Source organism: Streptomyces sp. NPDC021012 (assembly GCF_044333355.1).
In the GTDB taxonomy this organism is placed as follows: Bacteria; Actinomycetota; Actinomycetes; order Streptomycetales; family Streptomycetaceae; genus Streptomyces.
This window is the reverse complement of sequence record NZ_JBIRQU010000008.1, coordinates 241,294-260,498: the sequence shown is the minus strand read 5'-3', so window position 1 is coordinate 260,498 and position 19,205 is coordinate 241,294. Positions and strand designations below refer to the sequence as shown.

General features: G+C 73.7%; 23 protein-coding genes. 7 read left to right on the top strand and 16 right to left on the bottom strand.

What is annotated here, in order from left to right; genetic code table 11:
* Window positions 1–75: 75 nt before the first annotated feature.
* The 3 genes from ACH4TP_RS26595 to ACH4TP_RS26585 all read right to left on the bottom strand — a co-directional run bounded on the left by ACH4TP_RS26595 (window position 76) and on the right by ACH4TP_RS26585 (window position 2,462).
* Window positions 76–990 (bottom strand): DMT family transporter, encoded by a 915-nt coding sequence (locus ACH4TP_RS26595; RefSeq protein WP_389228569.1) that lies wholly within the window; start codon window positions 988–990, stop codon window positions 76–78.
* A 77-nt stretch (window positions 991–1,067) separates the two neighbouring features.
* Window positions 1,068–1,763 (bottom strand): ArsR/SmtB family transcription factor, encoded by a 696-nt coding sequence (locus tag ACH4TP_RS26590; protein ID WP_398439322.1) that lies wholly within the window; start codon window positions 1,761–1,763, stop codon window positions 1,068–1,070.
* 18 nt (window positions 1,764–1,781) lie between these two features.
* Window positions 1,782–2,462 carry a TetR/AcrR family transcriptional regulator gene (locus tag ACH4TP_RS26585; protein WP_389228563.1) on the bottom strand — a complete coding sequence of 227 codons (681 nt, stop codon included), beginning with the start codon at window positions 2,460–2,462 and terminating at the stop codon, window positions 1,782–1,784.
* A gap of 70 nt (window positions 2,463–2,532) precedes the next feature.
* Here ACH4TP_RS26585 and ACH4TP_RS26580 point away from each other — a divergent pair, with 70 nt between their 5' ends.
* From ACH4TP_RS26580 to ACH4TP_RS26570, 3 genes are all read left to right on the top strand, one after another.
* Window positions 2,533–3,684, top strand: coding sequence for an acyl-CoA dehydrogenase family protein (locus tag ACH4TP_RS26580; protein WP_398186206.1), 1,152 nt, complete (start codon window positions 2,533–2,535; stop codon window positions 3,682–3,684).
* Window positions 3,685–3,745: 61 nt separating this feature from the next.
* Window positions 3,746–4,033: a YiaA/YiaB family inner membrane protein gene (locus ACH4TP_RS26575; protein WP_030691197.1), complete on the top strand. Its 288-nt coding sequence runs from the start codon at window positions 3,746–3,748 to the stop codon at window positions 4,031–4,033.
* Window positions 4,034–4,093: 60 nt separating this feature from the next.
* The gene (locus tag ACH4TP_RS26570; RefSeq protein ID WP_398186209.1) at window positions 4,094–4,720 is read left to right on the top strand and encodes a TetR/AcrR family transcriptional regulator; all 627 of its coding nucleotides are present in this window, start codon (window positions 4,094–4,096) and stop codon (window positions 4,718–4,720) included.
* On the opposite strand, the gene ACH4TP_RS26565 is transcribed toward ACH4TP_RS26570, so the two are convergent.
* Window positions 4,711–5,172, bottom strand: coding sequence for a MaoC family dehydratase (locus ACH4TP_RS26565; RefSeq protein WP_398439321.1), 462 nt, complete (start codon window positions 5,170–5,172; stop codon window positions 4,711–4,713). The genes ACH4TP_RS26570 and ACH4TP_RS26565 overlap by 10 nt on opposite strands.
* A 124-nt stretch (window positions 5,173–5,296) precedes the next feature.
* Here ACH4TP_RS26565 and soxR point away from each other — a divergent pair, with 124 nt between their 5' ends.
* Window positions 5,297–5,776 (top strand): redox-sensitive transcriptional activator SoxR, encoded by a 480-nt coding sequence (soxR, locus tag ACH4TP_RS26560; protein WP_389228549.1) that lies wholly within the window; start codon window positions 5,297–5,299, stop codon window positions 5,774–5,776.
* A 20-nt stretch (window positions 5,777–5,796) separates the two neighbouring features.
* Here soxR and ACH4TP_RS26555 read toward each other — a convergent pair whose 3' ends face one another.
* The 4 genes from ACH4TP_RS26555 to ACH4TP_RS26540 all read right to left on the bottom strand — a co-directional run bounded on the left by ACH4TP_RS26555 (window position 5,797) and on the right by ACH4TP_RS26540 (window position 10,502).
* Window positions 5,797–6,390: a hypothetical protein gene (locus ACH4TP_RS26555; RefSeq protein ID WP_398439320.1), complete on the bottom strand. Its 594-nt coding sequence runs from the start codon at window positions 6,388–6,390 to the stop codon at window positions 5,797–5,799.
* A 103-nt stretch (window positions 6,391–6,493) separates the two neighbouring features.
* Window positions 6,494–7,714 (bottom strand): serine-threonine protein kinase, encoded by a 1,221-nt coding sequence (locus ACH4TP_RS26550; RefSeq protein ID WP_398439319.1) that lies wholly within the window; start codon window positions 7,712–7,714, stop codon window positions 6,494–6,496.
* A gap of 126 nt (window positions 7,715–7,840) precedes the next feature.
* Window positions 7,841–9,184: an erythromycin esterase family protein gene (locus ACH4TP_RS26545; protein ID WP_398439318.1), complete on the bottom strand. Its 1,344-nt coding sequence runs from the start codon at window positions 9,182–9,184 to the stop codon at window positions 7,841–7,843.
* Window positions 9,185–9,260: 76 nt separating this feature from the next.
* Window positions 9,261–10,502 (bottom strand): exo-beta-N-acetylmuramidase NamZ domain-containing protein, encoded by a 1,242-nt coding sequence (locus tag ACH4TP_RS26540; RefSeq protein WP_398439317.1) that lies wholly within the window; start codon window positions 10,500–10,502, stop codon window positions 9,261–9,263.
* Window positions 10,503–10,676: 174 nt separating this feature from the next.
* Between ACH4TP_RS26540 and ACH4TP_RS26535 the strand changes: the two genes are divergently transcribed.
* Window positions 10,677–11,459, top strand: coding sequence for an SDR family oxidoreductase (locus tag ACH4TP_RS26535; protein ID WP_398439315.1), 783 nt, complete (start codon window positions 10,677–10,679; stop codon window positions 11,457–11,459).
* Window positions 11,460–11,536: 77 nt separating this feature from the next.
* Window positions 11,537–12,130, top strand: a complete 594-nt coding sequence (locus tag ACH4TP_RS26530) for a TetR/AcrR family transcriptional regulator (protein ID WP_389228531.1) — start codon at window positions 11,537–11,539, stop codon at window positions 12,128–12,130.
* 5 nt (window positions 12,131–12,135) lie between these two features.
* Here the strand turns inward: ACH4TP_RS26530 and ACH4TP_RS26525 are convergent, their stop codons facing one another.
* The 3 genes from ACH4TP_RS26525 to ACH4TP_RS26515 all read right to left on the bottom strand — a co-directional run bounded on the left by ACH4TP_RS26525 (window position 12,136) and on the right by ACH4TP_RS26515 (window position 15,399).
* Window positions 12,136–13,350 (bottom strand): acyl-CoA dehydrogenase family protein, encoded by a 1,215-nt coding sequence (locus ACH4TP_RS26525; protein ID WP_398186226.1) that lies wholly within the window; start codon window positions 13,348–13,350, stop codon window positions 12,136–12,138.
* A gap of 5 nt (window positions 13,351–13,355) precedes the next feature.
* Window positions 13,356–14,378, bottom strand: a complete 1,023-nt coding sequence (locus ACH4TP_RS26520) for a phosphotransferase family protein (RefSeq protein WP_398439314.1) — start codon at window positions 14,376–14,378, stop codon at window positions 13,356–13,358.
* A gap of 109 nt (window positions 14,379–14,487) precedes the next feature.
* Window positions 14,488–15,399 carry an MBL fold metallo-hydrolase gene (locus ACH4TP_RS26515; RefSeq protein ID WP_389228523.1) on the bottom strand — a complete coding sequence of 304 codons (912 nt, stop codon included), beginning with the start codon at window positions 15,397–15,399 and terminating at the stop codon, window positions 14,488–14,490.
* Between the two features lie 160 nt (window positions 15,400–15,559).
* On the opposite strand from ACH4TP_RS26515, the gene ACH4TP_RS26510 reads away from it, so the two are divergent.
* Window positions 15,560–16,495, top strand: coding sequence for an NADP-dependent oxidoreductase (locus tag ACH4TP_RS26510; protein WP_398439313.1), 936 nt, complete (start codon window positions 15,560–15,562; stop codon window positions 16,493–16,495).
* A 4-nt stretch (window positions 16,496–16,499) separates the two neighbouring features.
* Here the strand turns inward: ACH4TP_RS26510 and ACH4TP_RS26505 are convergent, their stop codons facing one another.
* Genes ACH4TP_RS26505 through ACH4TP_RS26485 form a run of 5 tightly spaced genes read right to left on the bottom strand, consistent with a single transcriptional unit; the run spans window position 16,500 to window position 19,191 of the window.
* Complete coding sequence (locus ACH4TP_RS26505; RefSeq protein WP_398439312.1) at window positions 16,500–16,817, bottom strand: DUF202 domain-containing protein; 318 nt, start codon at window positions 16,815–16,817, stop codon at window positions 16,500–16,502.
* Window positions 16,814–17,209: a YidH family protein gene (locus ACH4TP_RS26500; protein WP_398186236.1), complete on the bottom strand. Its 396-nt coding sequence runs from the start codon at window positions 17,207–17,209 to the stop codon at window positions 16,814–16,816. Before ACH4TP_RS26500 ends, ACH4TP_RS26505 begins: the two co-directional genes overlap by 4 nt.
* A gap of 24 nt (window positions 17,210–17,233) precedes the next feature.
* Window positions 17,234–17,743, bottom strand: a complete 510-nt coding sequence (locus ACH4TP_RS26495) for an NUDIX domain-containing protein (protein WP_398186239.1) — start codon at window positions 17,741–17,743, stop codon at window positions 17,234–17,236.
* A gap of 30 nt (window positions 17,744–17,773) precedes the next feature.
* The gene (locus ACH4TP_RS26490; RefSeq protein ID WP_398186242.1) at window positions 17,774–18,538 is read right to left on the bottom strand and encodes a glucose 1-dehydrogenase; all 765 of its coding nucleotides are present in this window, start codon (window positions 18,536–18,538) and stop codon (window positions 17,774–17,776) included.
* Window positions 18,539–18,561: 23 nt separating this feature from the next.
* Window positions 18,562–19,191 carry a TetR/AcrR family transcriptional regulator gene (locus ACH4TP_RS26485; RefSeq protein WP_398186245.1) on the bottom strand — a complete coding sequence of 210 codons (630 nt, stop codon included), beginning with the start codon at window positions 19,189–19,191 and terminating at the stop codon, window positions 18,562–18,564.
* Between the last annotated feature and the right edge of the window lie 14 nt (window positions 19,192–19,205).

Sequence of the window (19,205 nt, the reverse complement as noted above, 5' to 3'; positions counted from 1 at the left end):
ATTTCCCTTCCAGGTCGCGGGCGCCCGGGCCCCCCGGAACGCCCGCGAAGTGACTGGAAGCAGGGGTATGCCCTGTCAGGTGGATCGAGCCGTTCCGGCGGCCGCGGAGACCCGCGGGCGGGAGCGGGATACGGCCACGCCCGCGAGGCACAGCACACCCCCGGCGAGCGTGAGCACGCCCGGCAGCTCGCCCAGGAACACCCAGGCGAGGACCACGACCAGGGCGGGCACGGCGTACGTCGTCGCGCCCATCCGTCCCGCGGTCGTACGGGCCAGGGCGTAGGCCCAGGTCGTGAACGCGAGCGCGGTCGGGAACACCCCCAGGTAGACCATGTTCAGGGTCGCCGACAGCGGGGCCCGGGCCGCCTCCTCGACCAGCTGCCCCGCGAACGGCAGGCAGGCCGCCGCCCCCACCAGGCAGCCGAAGGTCGTCACCTGGAGCGCGCTGCCGTGGGCGAGCGCCGGCTTCTGGGCCACGACCCCGCCCGCGTACGCCACCGCCGCGAGCAGGCAGAGGACCACCCCGAGCACCGAGGCGTGCCCGCCGGAGCCCCCGGCGGACATCGACAGGCCGACGGTCACCGCGCCCGCGAAGGAGACCGCCATGCCCGCGAGCAGCCGGGGCGGCAGCGACTCCTTGAGGAACCGGGCGCCGAGCAGGGCGATCAGGATCGGCCCGATGTTCACCACCATCGCCGCCGTGCCCGCGTCGACCTCCTGCTCGCCCCAGTTCAGCACCACCATGTACGCCCCGAACCAGAGCAGCCCCGAGACCAGGATCCCCGGCCAGGCGGCCCGCGGCGGCAGCCCCTCCCGCCGCACCAGGAGCACGGCCCCGAGGACCACCGCCCCCGCGAGCAGCCGACCGAGCGCGAGCGCCCCGGGGGAGTAGGCCGCCCCGGCACTGCGGATGGAGACGAAGGCGGAGGCCCAGAGGGCGACGGTCACACCGGCGGCGGCGAGCGCGAGCCGGGAGGATTGCTTCTGCATCCCCCGACGGTAGGACGCGGACCCTTCGGCGCTCACCGCAATATCGGGCGTCGGGCCTCCGGGGGCCGCGCCCCGGTTCAGCGCAGTGCCGTCGCCGGGAGCCCGAGGCACGCCCGCAGGGCCGTCTCGCCCTCGGCCGTCACCTTCACGGCCCGCTCCGAGCCGATCCGTACGCACCACCCGGAGTCCAGCGCGTGCCCGCACAGGGCGGCGCCGGCGAGTCCGGCGAGGTGGGGGCGGCGCTCGGTCCAGTCGAGGCAGCCGCGGACGAGGGGCCGCCGCCCCTGCCGTACGAGGGGGATGCCCTGCTCCTCGAACCAGGCCAGGCCCCGGTCCGTGAGCGCGAACCCGGTGTCCTGGCGCAGCAGCCCCCGCTCCGTCATCGCATCGGTGATCGTGATGCCGAGCCGGCCCGCGAGGTGGTCGTAGCAGGTCCGGCCGCGCGCCATCGCCGCCCCCGCGCTCGCGGCCCGCAGCGAGCGCGGCGGCGCGGGCACATCGGGCTCGGACCGGGCGGCCAGGTCCTCGACGAGGTGCGCGATCCCGGGGTCGGCGAGGCGCACGTACCGGTGTCTGCCCTGCCGTTCCTCGGCGAGCACCCCGCCCGCGACCAGCTTCCCGAGGTGCTCGCTGGCGGTGGACGGCGCCACCCCGGCGTGCCGGGCGAGCTCCCCGGCGGTCCAGGCCCGCCCGTCGAGCAGGGCGAGCAGGAACGCGGCGCGGCTCTCGTCCGCGAAGAGCGCCGCGAGCGCGGCGAGGTCACTGGCTGCCATGGGGCAAGCCTGCCGCACTCACCCTTCGGTGGCGGCCGAAACGTGCGCGGCCCGCCGGGCGGCCGGCATCGCCTCGTACTGGAGCCGCAGCCCGTCGAGCAGCGCCCGCAGGCCCGTCTCGAAGGCGCCCTCGTCGACCTTCTGGCGGTGCTCCGCGAGGCGGTGGGCCTGGCCGAGGTGGGGGTAGTCGGCAGGGTCGTAGGCCGTCTCGTCGTCGACGAAGCCGCGGGCGAAGGAGCCGAGGGCGGAGCCGGTGATGAAGTACCGCATCAGCGCGCCGATCGAGGTGGCCTGGGCGGGGGGCCAGCCGGCCCGGACCATCGCGCCGAAGACGGCGTCGGCGACCTTGAGGCCCGCCGGGCGGCGGCCGGGGCCCTGGGCGAGGACGGGGACGATGTGCGGGTGGTCGGCGAGGGCGGCGCGGTAGGAGACCGCCCAGTCGTGCAGCGCCGTGCGCCAGTCGCGGCCGTCGTCCTCCGCGAACATCGACAGGTCGATCTTGGCGCTCACCGCGTCCGCGACCGCGTCGAGGATCTCGTCCTTCGTGCGGAAGTGGTTGTAGAGCGAGGGCCCGCTCACCCCGAGTTCGGCGGCGAGCCGCCGGGTGGAGAGCGCCGCGAGGCCCTCCGCGTCCACGAGCGCGCCCGCCGTCTCGACGATGCGTTCTCGGCTGAGCAGGGGCTTGCGCGGTCGGGCCATGGCGCACATAGTAGGCCCGCACCAGAAAAACTAGCAGTGGTAATTAAACGGCCGAGTGGGGTGGCACCGCATGAATCTGGAACTGAGCGAGGAGCAGGAGGCCGTACGGCGGCTCGCCGAGGACTTCGTCGCCCGCGAGGTCGCCCCGCACGCGACCGCGTGGGACCGCGCCGAGGAGGTGGACCGGGGCATCGTGAAGAAGCTCGGCGCCGTCGGCTTCCTCGGGCTCACGATCCCCGAGGAGTACGGCGGCTCGGGCGGCGACCACCTCGCGTACTGCCTCGTCACCGAGGAACTGGGGCGCGGCGACTCCTCCGTGCGCGGCATCGTCTCCGTCTCCCTCGGCCTGGTCGCCAAGACCATCGCCTCCTGGGGCACCGAGGAGCAGAAGCGGGAGTGGCTGCCCCGCCTCTCCTCCGGCGAGGCGCTCGGCTGCTTCGGACTCACCGAGCCCGGCACCGGCTCCGACGCCGGGAACCTGGCCACCCGCGCCGTGCGCGACGGGGACGCGTACGTCGTCGACGGCGCCAAGATGTTCATCACCAACGGCACCTGGGCCGACGTCGTGCTCCTCTTCGCCCGCACCGACGACACCCCCGGCCACAAGGGCGTCTCCGCCTTCCTCGTCCCCACCGACACCCCCGGCCTCACCCGCCGCCCCGTCCACGGCAAGCTCGGCCTGCGCGGCCAGGCCACCGCCGAACTGGTCCTGGAGGGCGTCCGCGTCCCCGCCACCGCGATGCTCGGCCCCGAGGGCAAGGGCTTCGCCGTCGCCATGTCCGCCCTCGCCAAGGGCCGCATGTCGGTCGCCGCCGGCTGCGTCGGCATCGCGCAGGCCGCCCTCGACGCGGCCCTGCGGTACGCGGGGGAGCGCGAGCAGTTCGGAAAGCCCATCGCCTCGTACCAGCTGGTCCAGGAGCTCCTCAGCGACATCGCCGTCGACGTGGACGCCGCCCGGCTGCTCACCTGGCGGGTCGCCGACCTGATCGACCGGGGCGAGGACTTCGCCACCGCCGCCTCCAAGGCCAAGCTGTACGCCTCCGAGGCCGCCGTCCGCGCCGCGAACAACGCCCTCCAGGTCTTCGGCGGCTACGGCTACATCGACGAGTACCCGGTCGGGAAGCTGGTCCGCGACGCCCGCGTCATGACCCTGTACGAGGGCACCAGCCAGATCCAGAAGCTCATCATCGGCCGGGCGCTGACGGGGGTCTCGGCCTTCTGAGTACCTCGCTGAGTACGCGGGCGGATGTGGCACCCGCCACATCCGCCCGATCCTTGGCTCCATGAGCGACACACCGGTCAAGCAGCAGAACACCGCCGCCTACTACATGCAGGCGGTCATCTCCTTCGGGATCGCGATCGCCGCCGTGGGCATCGGCATCTTCCAGCTCGACGCCAGCGCCTGGGTGCGGGCCTTCCTCGCCATCTCGGTCCTCTACCTCACCACCTCGGCCTTCACCCTCGCCAAGGTCGTCCGCGACCGCCAGGAGGCCGGCCAGATCGTCAGCCGGGTCGACCAGGCCCGCCTGGAGAAGCTCCTCGCCGAGCACGACCCCTTCCAGAAGCTCTAAGCGCTTGCTCACCCTCGTTGTATGGTGTTCGTCCTGACGGGGTCCGAGAGGGAGTGTGGGATGAGCGCGGCGGAGGAGACGCCCGGGGTCGAGGACGTGGCCTGGGGCGAGGTCACGCCCGAGGCGGCCCGGCGGCTGCTCGTGGCCGCCGTCGAGGCGTTCGCCGAGCGCGGCTACCACGCCACCACCACCCGCGACATCGCGGGCCGCGCCGGGATGAGCCCCGCCGCGCTCTACATCCACTACAAGACCAAGGAAGAGCTGCTCCACCGGATCAGCCGCATCGGTCACGACAAGGCCCTGGAGATCCTCTCGGCCGCGGCCGACGGCGACGGCACCGCCGCCGAGCGCCTCGCCGACGCCGTGCGCTCCTTCGTCCGCTGGCACGCCGAGCGCCACACGACCGCGCGCGTCGTCCAGTACGAGCTCGACGCCCTCGGCCCCGAGCACCGCGCCGAGATCGTCGAGCTGCGCCGCGAGTCCGAGGCCGTGATCCGGCGCATCCTCAACGAGGGCGTCGCGGCGGGCGAGTTCGAGGTGTCGGACGTGCCCGGCACCACGGTCGCCGTGCTCTCCCTCTGCATCGACGTCTCGCGCTGGTTCAACACCCAGGGCCGCCGGACGGCCGACGAGGTCGGCGCGCTCTACGCCGACCTCGTCCTGCGGATGGCCGGCGCTCAGAAGTAGTAGCGGGAGACCGACTCGGCGACGCAGACGGGCTTCTCGGAGCCCTCGCGCTCCACGGTCACCGCCGCCGTCACCTGCACGCCGCCGCCCGCCTCCTCGACCTTCGTCAGGACGGCGGTGGCGCGCAGCCGCGAGCCGACCGGGACCGGGGCGGGGAAACGCACCTTATCCGTCCCGTAGTTGAGGCCCATCTTCATGCCCTCGACCCGCATCACCTGCGGGACGAACAGCGGCAGCAGCGACAGGGTCAGATAGCCGTGCGCGATCGTCGCGCCGAACGGACCGGCGGCGGCGCGCTCGGGGTCCACGTGGATCCACTGGTGGTCCCCGGTCGCCTCCGCGAAGAGATCGATCCGCTTCTGGTCGATCTCCACCCAGTCGCTGTGCCCCAGCTGCTCGCCGACCCCGGCGCGCAGCTCCTCGGCGGAGGTGAAGATCCTCGGCTCGGCCATGTTCCCTCGTCCCTTCTGGCGGTACGGCATACCTGATGGTCGGTATCCAAGCGCTTGCTCAGCATGTGGGGTGCGGGGTCCGCTGTCAACGGCCGCCGGGGGAGGGACCAGTAGGGTTCCCCGGGTGCCGCAGATTCCAGAGAAGATCCACGAACTCACCGTCGGCCAGCTCTCCGCCCGGAGCGGGGCCGCCGTCTCCGCCCTGCACTTCTACGAGGCGAAAGGGCTGATCAGGAGCCGCCGCACCGGCGGCAACCAGCGCCGCTACACCCGCGACACGCTCCGCCGGGTCGCCTTCGTCCGCGCCGCGCAGCGCGTCGGGATCCCGCTGGCCACCATCCGCGAGGCGCTGGCCCAGCTCCCCGAGGAGCGCACGCCCACGAACGAGGACTGGGCCCGGCTCTCCCGGGCCTGGCGCACCGAACTCGACGAGCGCATCAAGCAGCTCGGCCGCCTCCGTGACCACCTCACCGACTGCATCGGCTGCGGCTGCCTCTCCCTGGAGACCTGCGTCCTCTCCAACCCCGACGACCGCCTCGGCGAACGCATGGCGGGCTCCCGCCTCCTGCCGGTGCGCCGCGACACGGCCCACAGCACCGACTAGCCCGCAACGGGGGCGGCGGGTTACGCCGCTGGGGCCAGGGGGCGGTGGCGGGTGGCGTGGGGTCGGGGCAGGGCTGCCGTGGTGAGGACGGCGCGGGGGACGCCGACCCCGCAGTCCCCGCAGACGGGGCCGAGCGAGGGGCCCCACTCGATGCGGGGCCCCGAGCAGACGGGGCAGGAGTCGCCGGGCCCGCGCTCCAGGGCGGCGATGAGGCGGCGCAGCACCTCGGGGAGCGGGTCCGAGGGGTGCAGCGACGGGTCGTCGCAGCGGAGGACGCCGTTGCCGCCCCAGACGCGCCGGTGCCAGTCGTCGAGCGCGCCGAGCCCGCGCAGCCCCTCGTGCTTCTCGCGCCGCCGCCGGGCGGCGAACCGCTCCTCGTACGCGAGCCACACGGCCCGCGCCTCCTCCAGCTCGTCGAGGGCGGCCACGAGCCGCCCCGGGTCGAGCTCCCGGTCCTCGGGGCCGAATCCGTGCCGGCGGCACAGATGGTCCCAGGTCGCACGGTGTCCGTACGGCGCGAACCTCTCCAGGCACTTGCGCAGGGAGTACCTGCGCAGTGCCGTGTCGCACCCCGGATCGCGCACCTGTCTCGCGAGACTCCGGAAACCGGCCATCCCTCGCCACCTCCGCCGCTGGTCCTTCTCCGCGCTACCAGAGGGACGAACGGGAGCCCCGCCGTGTTCCGCCGAGATGCGGAACCAGGGCGTCCGGTGGTGTTCAGCGCAGGTCCCGCCGGCCCGTCCCGGCGGCCGCGACCACCACCCGGGCCAGCTCGGGGCGGCAGATGTCGCTGTGCGAGCGGACCACCTCGGCCGCGTCCACGCTCACGCACCCCGAGCCCGGCACCCCCGCGCGCAGGGCCTCCGCGAGGCTCAGCCGCACCGCCCCGGGCACCGCCCGCACCCCGTCGTGGCCGATCGCGCCCCAGCGCGGATCGTCCGTGCCGAGGAGCCCCGCCCGGACGCCCGCCAGCGACTCGGAGTCGTTCGCGAGCCGGGACGCCAGCGGGTACATGACCCCGAGTGCCGAGTCGTACCGCGAGTAGCAGGCCACCACCGGCCCCCGCACCCGGTTCTGCAGGTCCCGCAGCGAACCGGACCGCCCGGGGTCGTGCGGCAGCCGTGCCGCGAACGCGTAGTGCGAGAAGGCGCCCTGAAGGAGCGTCACGGAGGCGACCGGCCGGACCCCGGCGGGCAGCCCCCGCAGCGCGTACGCGACGAGCCGGGCGCCCATGCTGTGGCCCACGAGGTGGACGCGGAGCCCGGGCGCGGCGCGCGCGACCTCGCCGAGCAGCGGCCCGAGCCCGTACTCGCCGACCTGCCCGGCCCGCTTCTTCATCACGTAGTACGTGGCCTGCCGCAGCGCCTCCTTCGCGCCCTTCCAGTACTTCTTCAGGCCCGCTCCGAAGCTCTCCACCGGGACCGCTCCGCAGGATTCCAGGGCCTCGGTGAACCGGACGCACACCGCCACCGGGTCCGCGACCAGGAACTCCGGCACCGGCTCCGGGGCCGCCACCGACCCCGCGTCCACGTCCACGTCCGTCAGCTCCCGCAGCAGCGCCCCGAACTCGACGAACGCGGCCTCCGACTCCGGCGCCGAGGCGAGCAGTTCCGTGAGCCGCCCGATGACCGGCTCCTTCTCCGGGAGGACCGTCACCAGGGCCCGGTAGTCGGGCACCGGCTCGTCCGAGAACATCATCGAGGGCCAGATCAGCCCCGCGTACCCCGCCTCCACCCCGGGCGCGAGCAGCCCGGGGAAGGGCTCGAAGAAGTCGGAACAGAGCCGGGTGGCGCCGGACGGGGAGCTGTTCCACCCGTGCGCGAACACCACCAGGTCGCCGACGCCCTGCCGGGCCAGCGCGGCGAGCTCCGGGGCCTGGCCCGGTGGCCCGTCGCCGTCCTTGTCGAAGGTGATCTCCCGGTACGGCTCCACACTCATCCCGGTCACGGCAAGACCCGTCCCTCCACGTCGAGGGGGCCGCACCGCCCGTGCGCCCCGTGCGTGGGCGGCGGCTCCTCGGCAAGGATGCCCGCGCACGGCCCCGTCCAGACCTGTGACGCGGGGTCAGCGCAGCCGCGCCGCCGAGACCCGGGGGAAGTGGATCAGCAGGTCGTACGCGGTGGAGTACCGCACGGGCACGACATCGCCCGGCCAGGGGAAGACCGTTCCGATGTGGCGGGCCGGCCGGGGCACGCCCAGCCAGTCGCGCGCCGCCGGAGCCGTGTGCCTCAGGTCCAGGTAGAAGGGGCCGGACGCGACCCGGTCCAGGGCGTGGGCGGCGCTGCCGGGGCCGAGCGGGGGGACGGTGAAGGTCCGGAGCGGTTCGCCGGGGGCCCCGGTGTCGTGCGCGTTGAAGGAGCCCTGTCCGAAGGAGGCGCCCACGCTCACGTAGTCCCGGCCGAGGGCGTCCCGCAGGAAGGCGCCCTGGAGCCGCGGGTACTGGTCCGGCGTCGGCGTCTCGTAGCCGATGTGCCCGTTGTGCGCGGAGAGCACGATCCGGTCGCCGGTCGTCCGCTGCCACCACACGGTGTTCTCGGCCATGGTCCGGTCGCGGTAGAGCATCGCCGCGGCGACCCCCTCCGGCGTCGTCAGGTCGTGGGCGTACTCGGTGCCGACCTGGGCGATCGCGCGCGCGTGCTGCACCGCCCACGCCTGCGCCGCCCGCGCCCCGGGGCCCTTGCCGGGGCTCTGCCGCTCCAGGAGGGCGAGGGCCCGGTCGACGTCACCGGCCATCCGCTGCCGCTCGGCATGCGGCTTCTCCATGTAGCCCTTCATCCAGGCCTCCACCTCGCCCGTGGGCCGCGAGTCCCGGTACAGCTCGCGGAAGCGGGGGAGGAGTTCCGGGTGGACGCGGGCGACGTACGAGGTGACGGCGTCGAAGAGGTTCGGTCCGGCGTAGCCGAGGTCGTTGCCCACGAAGCGGACCTGGTGGCCGGGGTGGCGCTGGTTGTAGGCGCGCATCCACCGGAAGAGGTCGAGGTACTCCTCGGTGTTCCAGAGGCGGTACGACTCCTGGAACTCGTCGCGCATGATCGCCCGGATGTCGCCCCTGCCGGTGCGGACCCACTCGTCGACGAGGAGCCCGGTGGACCAGGGGGCCTCCAGGGCGAAGGCGGTGAAGCCCTTGGACTCCACGAGGTGTTCGAAGATCCGGTGCTTGGTCTCGAAGAACTCCGCCGAGCTGTGGGTGGCCTCGCCGAGGCCGACGACCTTGGCGGAGCCGATCATCCGGTCGAGCGGGCGCAGGTCCGTCAGGGGCCGCGCGGAGCGGGCGAGTTCCCGTACGGGATCGGGGCCGGCCGGGGCCGCGGCGGCGCCCGCGGCGGGTGCGAGGGAGCCCAGGCAGGCGGCGAGGAGCAGGCCGACGAGCGGCAGACGGCGTGATCGGCGTCGTAAGGAGAGGTTCATGGGGCAAGGGTGGTCGGCGGGACGCCCGGTGGGACATCCCGCCCGCACCCGTCTCGTACGGGGGCCACCCCCCCCTTCACCGGTACAGCAGGTACTCCTCGCGCACCGCCCGGAAGGCCGTCAGCTCCGCCTCCCAGGCCCCGACGACCTCGTCGACGCCCGCGCCCGCGTCGATCAGGGTCCGCACCCGGGCCGAGCCGGTCAGCTTGTCGATCCAGTGGTCCGCGCGCCAGGCGAAGCCCGACCAGGAGCCGCGGGCGGTGACCAGGAGGCCGATGCCCGTCCGTACCGGGTCGAAGGACTCCCGGTCGTCGACGTGCAGCTGCACCCCGCCGACGGTCCTCCCCTGGAACTTGGAGAAGGTCGGGGCGAAGTACGCCTCGCGGAAGCGGACCCCGGGCAGCCCGAGGGCGTTCGCGGCCTCCGCCCACCGCCGGTCGATCCCCTCGGCGCCGAGGAGTTCGAAGGGGCGGGTGGTGCCCCGCCCCTCGGAGAGGTTCGTGCCCTCGAAGAGGCAGGTGCCGGAGTAGGCGAGCGCGGTCTCGGGCGTCGGCATGTTCGGGCTGGGCGGCACCCACGGCAGCCCGGTCGCGTCGAAGAACTCCGACCGCCGCCACCCCGTCATCCGTACGGTCTCCAGGGCGACGGGCGTCGCCAGGAACTCGCCGTTGAACAGCCCGGCCAGCTCGGCGACCGTCATGCCGTGGGCCTGTGCGATCGGCTCCCGCCCGACGAAGGTCGCGAACGCCCGGTCCAGGACGGGCCCGAGCGCCGCCCGCCCGGTCACCGGGTTCGGCCGGTCGAGCACCACGAACCGCTTCCCGGCGAGGGCGGCGGCCGCCATGCAGTCGTACAGCGTCCAGATGTACGTGTAGAAGCGCGCGCCGACGTCCTGGATGTCGAAGACGACCGTGTCCACCCCGGAGGCGGTGAAGACGTCCGCGAGCGGCTGCCCGCTCTTCAGGTACGTGTCGTAGACGGGCAGTCCGGTCGCCGGGTCGTCGTACCGGCCCTCGGAGCCGCCCGCCTGGGCGGTGCCCCGGAAGCCGTGCTCGGGGCCGAAGACGGCGACCAGGTCCACCCGCTCGTCGGCGTGCATGACGTCCACGAGGTGGCGCGCGTCCGGGGTGATGCCGGTGGGGTTGGTGACGACGCCGATCCGCTCGCCGGCGAGGAGCGCGTACCCGTCGGCCGCCAGCCGCTCGAAGCCGGTGCGGACCCGGCCGTGACCGGGGGCGGCGGAGGCGGCGGGAGCGGTGGCCGTCAGGGCCCCCAGGGCGCCTCCGGCGGCCAGCAGACTCCGTCGCGACAGGCTCATGCGGGACCTCCTCGGAGTGACGGGAGTGACATGGGCACGCACGCTAGCGCTCCTGACCGCCCCGGGGAACGAGGCGTGCGGAACGGGTTCTCCGCCGCCCTTCCGCCTCTCCATACCGACCGGTTAGTCTGTGGCGGTCCTGACAGCGGATCGTCACAGCCGAGAGGTGGGTCCATGACCGCGGACACGAACGGGCTCCGGGGCGCCGGCGTCGTCGTCACCGGAGCGGGCGGCGGCATCGGCGCCGCCCTCGCCCGCCGCTTCGCCGCCGAGGGGGCCAGGGTCGTCGTCAACGACCTCGACCCCGGGCGCACCAAGGCCGTCGCCGAGGAGATCGGCGCCCTCGCCGTCCCCGGCGACGCCTCCGCCGTCGTCGACGAGGCCCGCGAGGCCCTCGGCGGCACCATCGACGTCTGGTGCGCCAACGCCGGACTCTCCTCGCCCGGCGACGCCTTCGCCGAGGAGGACGTCTGGGCCGCCGCCTGGGACGTCAACGTCATGGCCCACGTCCGCGCGGCCCGCGCCCTCCTCCCGGAGTGGCTGGAGCGCGGCGCCGGCCGCTTCGTCTCCACCGTCTCCGCCGCCGGACTGCTCACCATGATCGGCGCGGCGCCGTACAGCGTCTCCAAGCACGGCGCGTACGCCTTCGCCGAATGGCTCTCCCTCACCTACCGCCACCGCGGCCTCAAGGTCCACGCCATCTGCCCGCAGGGCGTCCGTACGGACATGCTCACCGCCGCCGGATCGGCCGGCGAGCTCGTCCTCGCCCCCACCGCCATCGAGCCCGAGGACGTCGCCGACGCCCTCCTCGACGCCATCGCCGCCGACCGCTTCCTCGTCCTGCCCCATCCCGAGGTCGCCGGCTACTACCGCAACCGCGCCACCGACCCCGAGCGCTGGCTCGGCACGATGAACCACGTCCAGCGGACGTGGGAGGCGGGCACCGGTCGGCCGTAGTCCCGGCGGATGGGAAGATCTAGCGGCGGGATCGCGTTCCCGTGACTGAAAACGATCATCGAGGAAGGCGGCGGAGCATGGCCAGGACGACGGACGGGAGCGGCGCCCCCGTCCCCCAGAGGCTCCTCGCCGCCGCCACCCGGCTCTTCGCGGAGCAGGGCTACGACCGCACCTCCGTCCAGGAGATCGTCGAGGCCGCCGGGGTCACCAAGGGCGCCCTCTACCACTACTTCGGCTCCAAGGAGGACCTCCTCCAGGAGGTCTACTCCCGGGTCCTGCGCCTCCAGCAGGAACGGCTCGACGCCTTCGCGGACGCCGACGCGCCCGTCGAGGACCGGCTCCGCGCCGCCGCCGCCGACGTCGTCGTCACCACCATCGAGAACCTCGACGACGCCGCCATCTTCTTCCGCTCCATGCACCACCTGAGCCCCGAGAAGAACAAGCAGGTGCGGGCCGAGCGCCGCCGCTACCACGAGCGCTTCCGGGCCCTGGTCGAGGAGGGCCAGCGGGCCGGGGTGTTCTCCTCCGCGACCCCCGCCGACCTCGTCGTCGACTACCACTTCGGCTCGGTGCACCACCTGTCGACCTGGTACCGCCCGGACGGTCCGCTCGCCCCGGAGGAGGTGGCCGGCCACCTCGCCGACCTCCTCCTGCGGGCCCTGCGCCCCTGACCGGACTACAGGTACTTCTTCAGCTCCCGCCGCGCCAGCGACCGCTGGTGCACCTCGTCCGGCCCGTCCGCCAGCTTCAGCGTCCGCGCCGCCGCCCACAGTTCGGCCAGCGGGAAGTCCTGCGAGACGCCGCCCGCCCCGTGCAGCTGCACGGCCCTGTCGATGATGTCGACGACCGCGCGCGGGGTGGCGATCTTGATGGCCTGGATCTCGGTGTGCGCGCCCCGGTTGCCGACGGTGTCCATGAGCCAGGCCGTCTTGAGGACGAGGAGCCGCAGCTGCTCGATGGTGACGCGGGCGTCGGCGATCCAGTTCTGCACGACGCCCTGCTGGGCGAGCGCCTTGCCGAAGGCCGTACGGGAGACCGCGCGCCGGCACATCAGCTCGACCGCCCGCTCCGCCATGCCGATGAGCCGCATGCAGTGGTGGATGCGGCCGGGGCCGAGCCGGGCCTGCGCGATGGCGAAGCCGCCGCCCTCCTCGCCGACGATGTTCGCGGCCGGGACCCGGACCCCGTCGAAGACCACCTCGGCGTGGCCGCCGTGGTAGTGGTCCTCGTACCCGTACACCCGCATCGCGCGCCGGACCTCGACGCCCGGGGCGTCGCGCGGCACGAGGACCATCGACTGCCGGCGGCGCGGGTCCGGCCCGTCCGGGTCCGTCTTGCCCATCACGATGAAGATCCTGCAGTCGGGGTTCATCGCCCCGGAGATGTACCACTTGCGGCCGTCGACGACGTACTCGTCGCCCTCCCGCCGGATCCGGGTCTCGATGTTGCTCGCGTCGGAGGAGGCGACCTCGGGCTCGGTCATCGCGAAGGCCGAGCGGATCTCGCCCGCGAGGAGCGGCTCCAGCCACTGCTTCTTCTGCGCCTCGTCGCCGAACTGCGCGAGCAGCTCCATGTTCCCGGTGTCCGGGGCGGCGCAGTTGAGCGCGGTCGGGGCCAGCTGCGGGCTGCGGCCGGTGATCTCGGCGAGCGGCGCGTACTGGAGGTTGGTGAGCCCCGCCCCGTACTCCGCGTCCGGCAGGAAGAGGTTCCACAGCCCCTGCCGCTTGGCCTCGGCCTTGAGCTCCTCCACGACCGGAGGGGTGTCCCAGGGGGAGGCGAGCAGCGCGCGCTGCTCCTCGGCGACGGCCTCGGCCGGGTAGACGTGCTCGTCCATGAAGGCGAGGAGTTTCGCCCGCAGTTCCTCGGTGCGGGCGTCGTACGAGAAGTCCATGGGGGTCAGCCTTCCTGGAGGGTGCTGAGGCCGTGCTCGATGAACACGGGGACGAGTTCGCCGATGCGGTCGAATCCGGCGCCGACCGTCTGCCCGAGGGTCCACCGGTAGTGGATGCCCTCCAGGATCACGGCGAGCTTGAACCAGGCGAAGGCCGTGTACCAGGGGAGTCCGGAGGTGTCGCGGCCCGAGCGGGCCGCGTAGCGCTCGACCAGTTCGGCGGCGCTCGGGTGCCCGGGGGCCGTGGCGGTCGTGGAGATGGGGGAGTCGGGCAGGTCGAGCGGCGTGCTGTACATGACCAGGAGGCCGAGGTCGGTGAGCGGGTCGCCGAGGGTGGACATCTCCCAGTCGAGGACGGCCCGGATCCGGTCGTCCGCGCCGACGAGGACGTTGTCGAGCCGGTAGTCGCCGTGGATCACGGCGGGCGGGGGAGAGGCGGGCAGCGCCGCGCCGAGGGCCGCGTGCAGCTCCTCGATCCCCGGCAGTTCGCGGCCGCGCGAGGCGTCCAGCTGCTTGCCCCAGCGGCGCAGCTGCCGGTCGAGGAAGCCCTCGGGGCGCCCGAAGTCGCCGAGCCCCACCGCGGCCGGGTCGACGGCGTGCAGGTCGACGAGGGTGTCGACCAGGCCGAGGACGGCGGCGCGGGTGCGCCCGGGGCCGAGCGGGGCGAGTTCGGCGGCCGAGCGGTAGGGCGTCCCCTCGACGAACTCCATGACGTAGAACGGCGCCCCGAGCACCGACTCGTCCTCGCAGAGCAGCACGGTCCCGGGGACGGGCACGCCGGTCCCGGCCAGGGCGCTGATGACCCGGTGCTCGCGCCGCATGTCGTGGGCGGTGGCGAGGACGTGGCCGAGCGGGGGCCGACGGACCACCCAGCGGTCGGTGCCGTCGCTCACGACGTACGTCAGGTTCGACCGGCCGCCCTCGATCAGCCGTGCGTCGAGGGGGCCGGACACCAGGCCCGGCCGCTCGCGGTCGAGGTATCGGCGCAGCTGCTCGGGGTCGAGCCCTGGCGGCGGGGCGGAACTCATACGGGCGTACCTCCGGATCGGCTCGGTTCGGCGTTCATGATGACCGACCAGTCGGTATGTCGTCCAGAGGGTGCGGGACCCGCTCGCGCGAGCGGGCCCCGCACGAGCGCTACGCGTGGCAGGCCACCGGCACCCCGCCGTTCATCGCCGCCATGTCGCCGAAGACCGCCACCGGGTCGAGCGGCGAGCCCTCCGGCAGCCCCTCCAGCTCCGCGTACGCCCGGTGCAGGTTCGCCACCAGCCGCTCGCTCTCCCGCCACGCGGCGAACTCGCCGAGCTCCGCCCGCCGCGCCGTCTCCAGCGGCGTCGCCCCCTTCGCGTACCCCTCGGCGGCCAGCTCCCGCACCCAGCGCAGGTACCGCTCCGTGGCGTCGTACGCCGTGGGGTCGGTCACCCGCCCGTGCCCCGGCACCACCGTCGGCGCGTCGAGGGACCGCAGCAGGTCGAGCGCGCGCAGCGAACCGGAGAGCGAACCCATCGGCAGGAACGGCGTCCCGCCGTGGAAGACCAGGTCGCCGGTGAAGACCACGCCCTGCTCCGGGAGGTGGACGATCGAGTCGCCCGTGGTGTGCGCGGCGCCCGGGTGGAGCACCCGCACCTCGATCCCGCCGACGTACAGCGTGAGCCGCTCGCCGTACGTGACGGAGGGCGGCAGGATGTCGACCCGCCCGAAGTCGGTCTGCGGCCACAGCAGATGGAGCTGGTGCCCGGCCTCCAGCTGCTCGGTCCGGCAGTTCTCGTGCCCCACGATCCGCGCCTCCGGCTGGAACACCCCGTTGCCGTAGGTGTGGTCGCCGTGGTGGTGGGTGGAGACGATGGTCCGCGGCAGCGGCAGCCCCTCGGCGAGCACCGCCTCGCGCAGCAGCCGTGCCCGCCGCTCGGTGGCGGCGGTGTCGACGAGCAGGGACTCGCCCGCGTCGCCGAGGAACCCGGCGTTGTTCAGGCACCAGCCGCCGTCGGGCTGGACGAAGGCGTGCACGTGCGGAGCGAGCGTGACCACATAGGGATCGGTGGCAGACAAAGGGATTCCCCCGGATGAGAGCCCGACTGGACAGGGGGAAGAGTGCCAGTCGGCCGCGCCCCGGAAAAGTCGGAACGGACCCCTCCGGCAAAGCCGGGAACGACCGCGCTCCCGCCGCCCCGGCTTGCGGACCGGCCCGACCGCACCGAGGGTCGGAGGTATGAAGGCGATCAGCTACAGGAAGTACGGCGGCCCCGAGGTCCTGGAGTACGGCGAGCTGCCCGACCCGAAGGTCGGCCCCGACGAGGTCCTGATCAAGGTGCGGGCGGCCTCCGTCAACCCCGTCGACTGGAAGGCGCAGGCCGGCTATCTCGACGGCATGCTCGACGCCGTGTTCCCGGTGATCCCCGGCTGGGACGTCTCCGGTGTCGTGGTCCGGCTCGGGGTCTCCGTCCCCGAGTACGCCGTCGGGGACGAGGTCATGGGGTACGTGCGCGAGGACGTCCTCGCGCACGGCACCTTCGCCGAGTACGTCTCCGCCCCCATCCGCACCCTCGCCCGCAAGCCCCGCACGCTCGGCTTCGAGGAGGCCGCGGCCCTTCCGCTCGTCGGCCTCACCGCGTACCAGGCGCTCCGCCGTCCCCAGGTGCTCGACGTGCGCAGCGGCGACACCGTCCTCGTGCACGCGGCGGCCGGCGGGGTCGGCTCGATGGCCGTGCAGATCGCCCGCCACCTCGGCTGCCGGGTCATCGGCGCGGCCAGGGACGCGGGCCTGGCGCGGGTCGCCGAGCTGGGCGCCGAGCCCGTCCGCTACGACGAGGGGACCTTCACCGAGCAGGTCCGCGCCCTCGCCCCGCAGGGCGTCGACGCCGTCCTCGACACGATCGGGGGCCCGTTCCTGAAGCTCTCCGCCGAGCTCCTCGCCCCGCAGGGCCGACTGGCCTCCATCGCGGACGGCGAGGTCCTCGCCCTCGGCGGCAGCTACTTCTGGGTCCGCCCCGACGCCGCCGACCTCGCGGCCCTCGCCGACCTGGCCGACGCGGGCGTCGTCACCGTACGGGTGGCCAAGACGTTCCCGCTGGAACAGACGGCCGACGCCCAGCGCGCCAACGCGGCGGGCGGCCTGAACGGCAAGGTCGTGGTGACGGTCCCCTAGAACCTCACCAGATCACCGCCGCCCCGAAGACCGCGAGCGCGATCGTGCACCCCGCCGCGAGCAGCGCGCCGCGGTGGGAGAGCGGGACCGGCCGGGCCGCGCCCAGGGAACGGATCCTGCGGTGCGCCACGGCCAGGAAGGCGACCCACACCAGGGACGAGAGCGCCAGGCCGGTCAGCTCCTTCGCGGTGATCTCGGCGCTGACGGTCAGCTTCACGGCGAGCACCGCGACGACCGTGCACGACAGGGTCGTACGCCGCCACGCGAGCCGGGTCCGCTCCGGCTGGAGCCCCGGGTCCCGGGGCTCGCCGGCCGCGCTCACCGCCCGGCCCAGCCGAAGACGACGAGCACCACCATCGCGAGCGCCACCACCGCCACCGAGAGGCTGAGCGCCGCCGGGAAGCGGGAGGCGGGCAGGTCCTCGCCGCGGCGCATCGCACGCTCGCAGCGCACCCAGTGGTTCACCGCCCGCAGCGCGCACAGCACCCCGGCGACGAGCAGCGCGAGCGCGAGTCCGACGCGCACGCCCCAGCGCAGGTCCGGCAGGAACTGGTCGACGGCGAAACCGCCGCCGACCAGGGCGAGCGAGGTGCGGATCCAGGCAAGGAAGGTCCGCTCGTTGGCGAGGGAGAAGCGGTAGTCGGGGGTCTCGCCCTCGTCCCGGATCCTCTGCGGTGCGAACCACAGCCGCAGGCTCTGCACGAAATCGCTCACTCGTGCACCCTAGCGGTCGGATGATCAGACCGCCCGGCGCTCGTCCCGCAGCCTCTCGTACGCGGCCAGCCCGTCCGGCACCCACGGCCAGTCGCCGAGGCGCTCCTCCAGCTCCCCGTCCGTCAGGAAGGCGTGCCAGGCGACCTCCTCCACCTGCGGGTCGACCGGCAGCTCGCAGCGGACCTCGTAGACCGCCGACCACCACTTCCCCTCCCCGGAGTCGAACAGGAACGTCAGGACCGGCTCGGGCCGGGGCAGCCCGGAGACCCCGAGCTCCTCCTCGGCCTCGCGCAGCGCGGCCTCGTCGTAGGACTCGCCCGCGCCGACGACACCGCCGACGAACATGTCGTACAGGGAGGGGTACGACAGCTTCGTCGACGTCCTGCGGTGGACGAAGGTCCGGCCCTCGGCGTCCCGGACCCGGATGAAGACGCAGCGATGGGTCAGGCCCCGCGCATGCACCTCACCGCGCGGGGCCTGGCCGATCACCCGGTCGTTGTCGTCGACGACGTCCACGATCTCCTCAGCGCTCATGCGCCCATGAAATCACCGCGCCGTGAAACGTCACTGCCCCATGACGTACTTGATCGTCGGACCGGTCGTCCAGCCGCCGTCCACGGCGAGCTCCGCGCCCGTCACGTACGAGGCGGCGTCCGAGAGCAGGAAGACGACCGCGCCCGCGATCTCGTCGGCCTCGCCTACCCGGCCCATCGGCGTGTTGGGGTACTTGCCCTCGCCGCGCTCGATGCCGACGGAGGCCGTCATCGGGGTGTAGGTCATGCCGGGGTGGACGGAGTTGACGCGGATCCTCGCCGTGCCGAGCTCCACCGCGCCGATCTTCGTCAGGCCGCGCACGCCCCACTTGGAGGCGCCGTACCCGGCGGTCAGGGCCAGGCCCATCAGGCCCGCGGCCGAGGAGATGTTGACGATCGAGCCGCCGCCGGCCTCCCTCATCGCCGGGATCGCGGCCTTCATGCCGATGAAGACACCGGTCAGGTTGATGTCGAGGACCTTGCGGAAGTGCTCGACGGACTCGGTCTCCAGAAGGGCGCCGGTGGAGATGCCGGCGTTGTTCACCAGGCCGTGCAGCCCGCCGAACTCCGCCACGGCGAAGGCGACGGCCGCCGCCCACTCCTCCTCGGAGGTCACGTCGTGGTGGAAGAAGCGGGCCCGCTCGCCGAGCGCCTCGGCGGTGGCCTTGCCGTCCTCGTCGAGCACGTCGGTGATCACGACGTTCGCGCCGGAGGCGACGGCCAGCCTGGCCGCCTCGGCGCCCAGGCCGCGGGCGCCGCCGGTGATGAGCACGGTCTTGCCGGTGAGGTCGTTCATGGGAGATCCCTTCGGAGGGTTGTTCAGACGCTCCGGGGCTGTGCGGCCCGGAGAAGCGCGGTGGTGGTCTCGACGAGGTCGGCCAGGAAGAGCGGCTCGTCCGTGAGGGGCTCGGTGCCGTCGAGGTACTGCCGGGCCCGGTCGGCCATGGCCGCGCCCACCACGGTCAGCGCCAGGTCGAGGCGCTCCAGGAGCAGCGGCTCGGGGAGCCCGTCGGCGGCCAGCCGGTCGGCGATCCGCTCGATCAGGCGCCAGTAGGCGGTGCCGGCGAGCGTGGGGTGGGGGGTGCGGGTGCGGACGCCGCTCTCGTGGCTGAGCTGCGCGGAGATCCGCAGGCAGCGGCGGCCCCGGTCGGTGCGCAGCTCGCTGGACTCGGCGGTGACGAGCGCGGCGACCAGCTGCCCCAGATCGTCGTCGGCGCTGTCGAGGAGCGGGGCGAGCACCTGTTCCGTGCGGGTCTGGCGGCCGGCCATGACGGCGTCGAGCAGTCCGCCGCGCGAGCCGAAGTGGTACTGCACGGCGGAGGGATTGGCCTGGCCCGCGAGTCTCACGACGTCCCGCAGCTGTGCGCCGTCGACGCCCTGGGCGGCGAAGATCTCCTCCGCCGCGCGGATCAGTTTCTCCCGGGTCTCGGGCCCTGACGTCCTTGCCATGCCCCCATATTAAT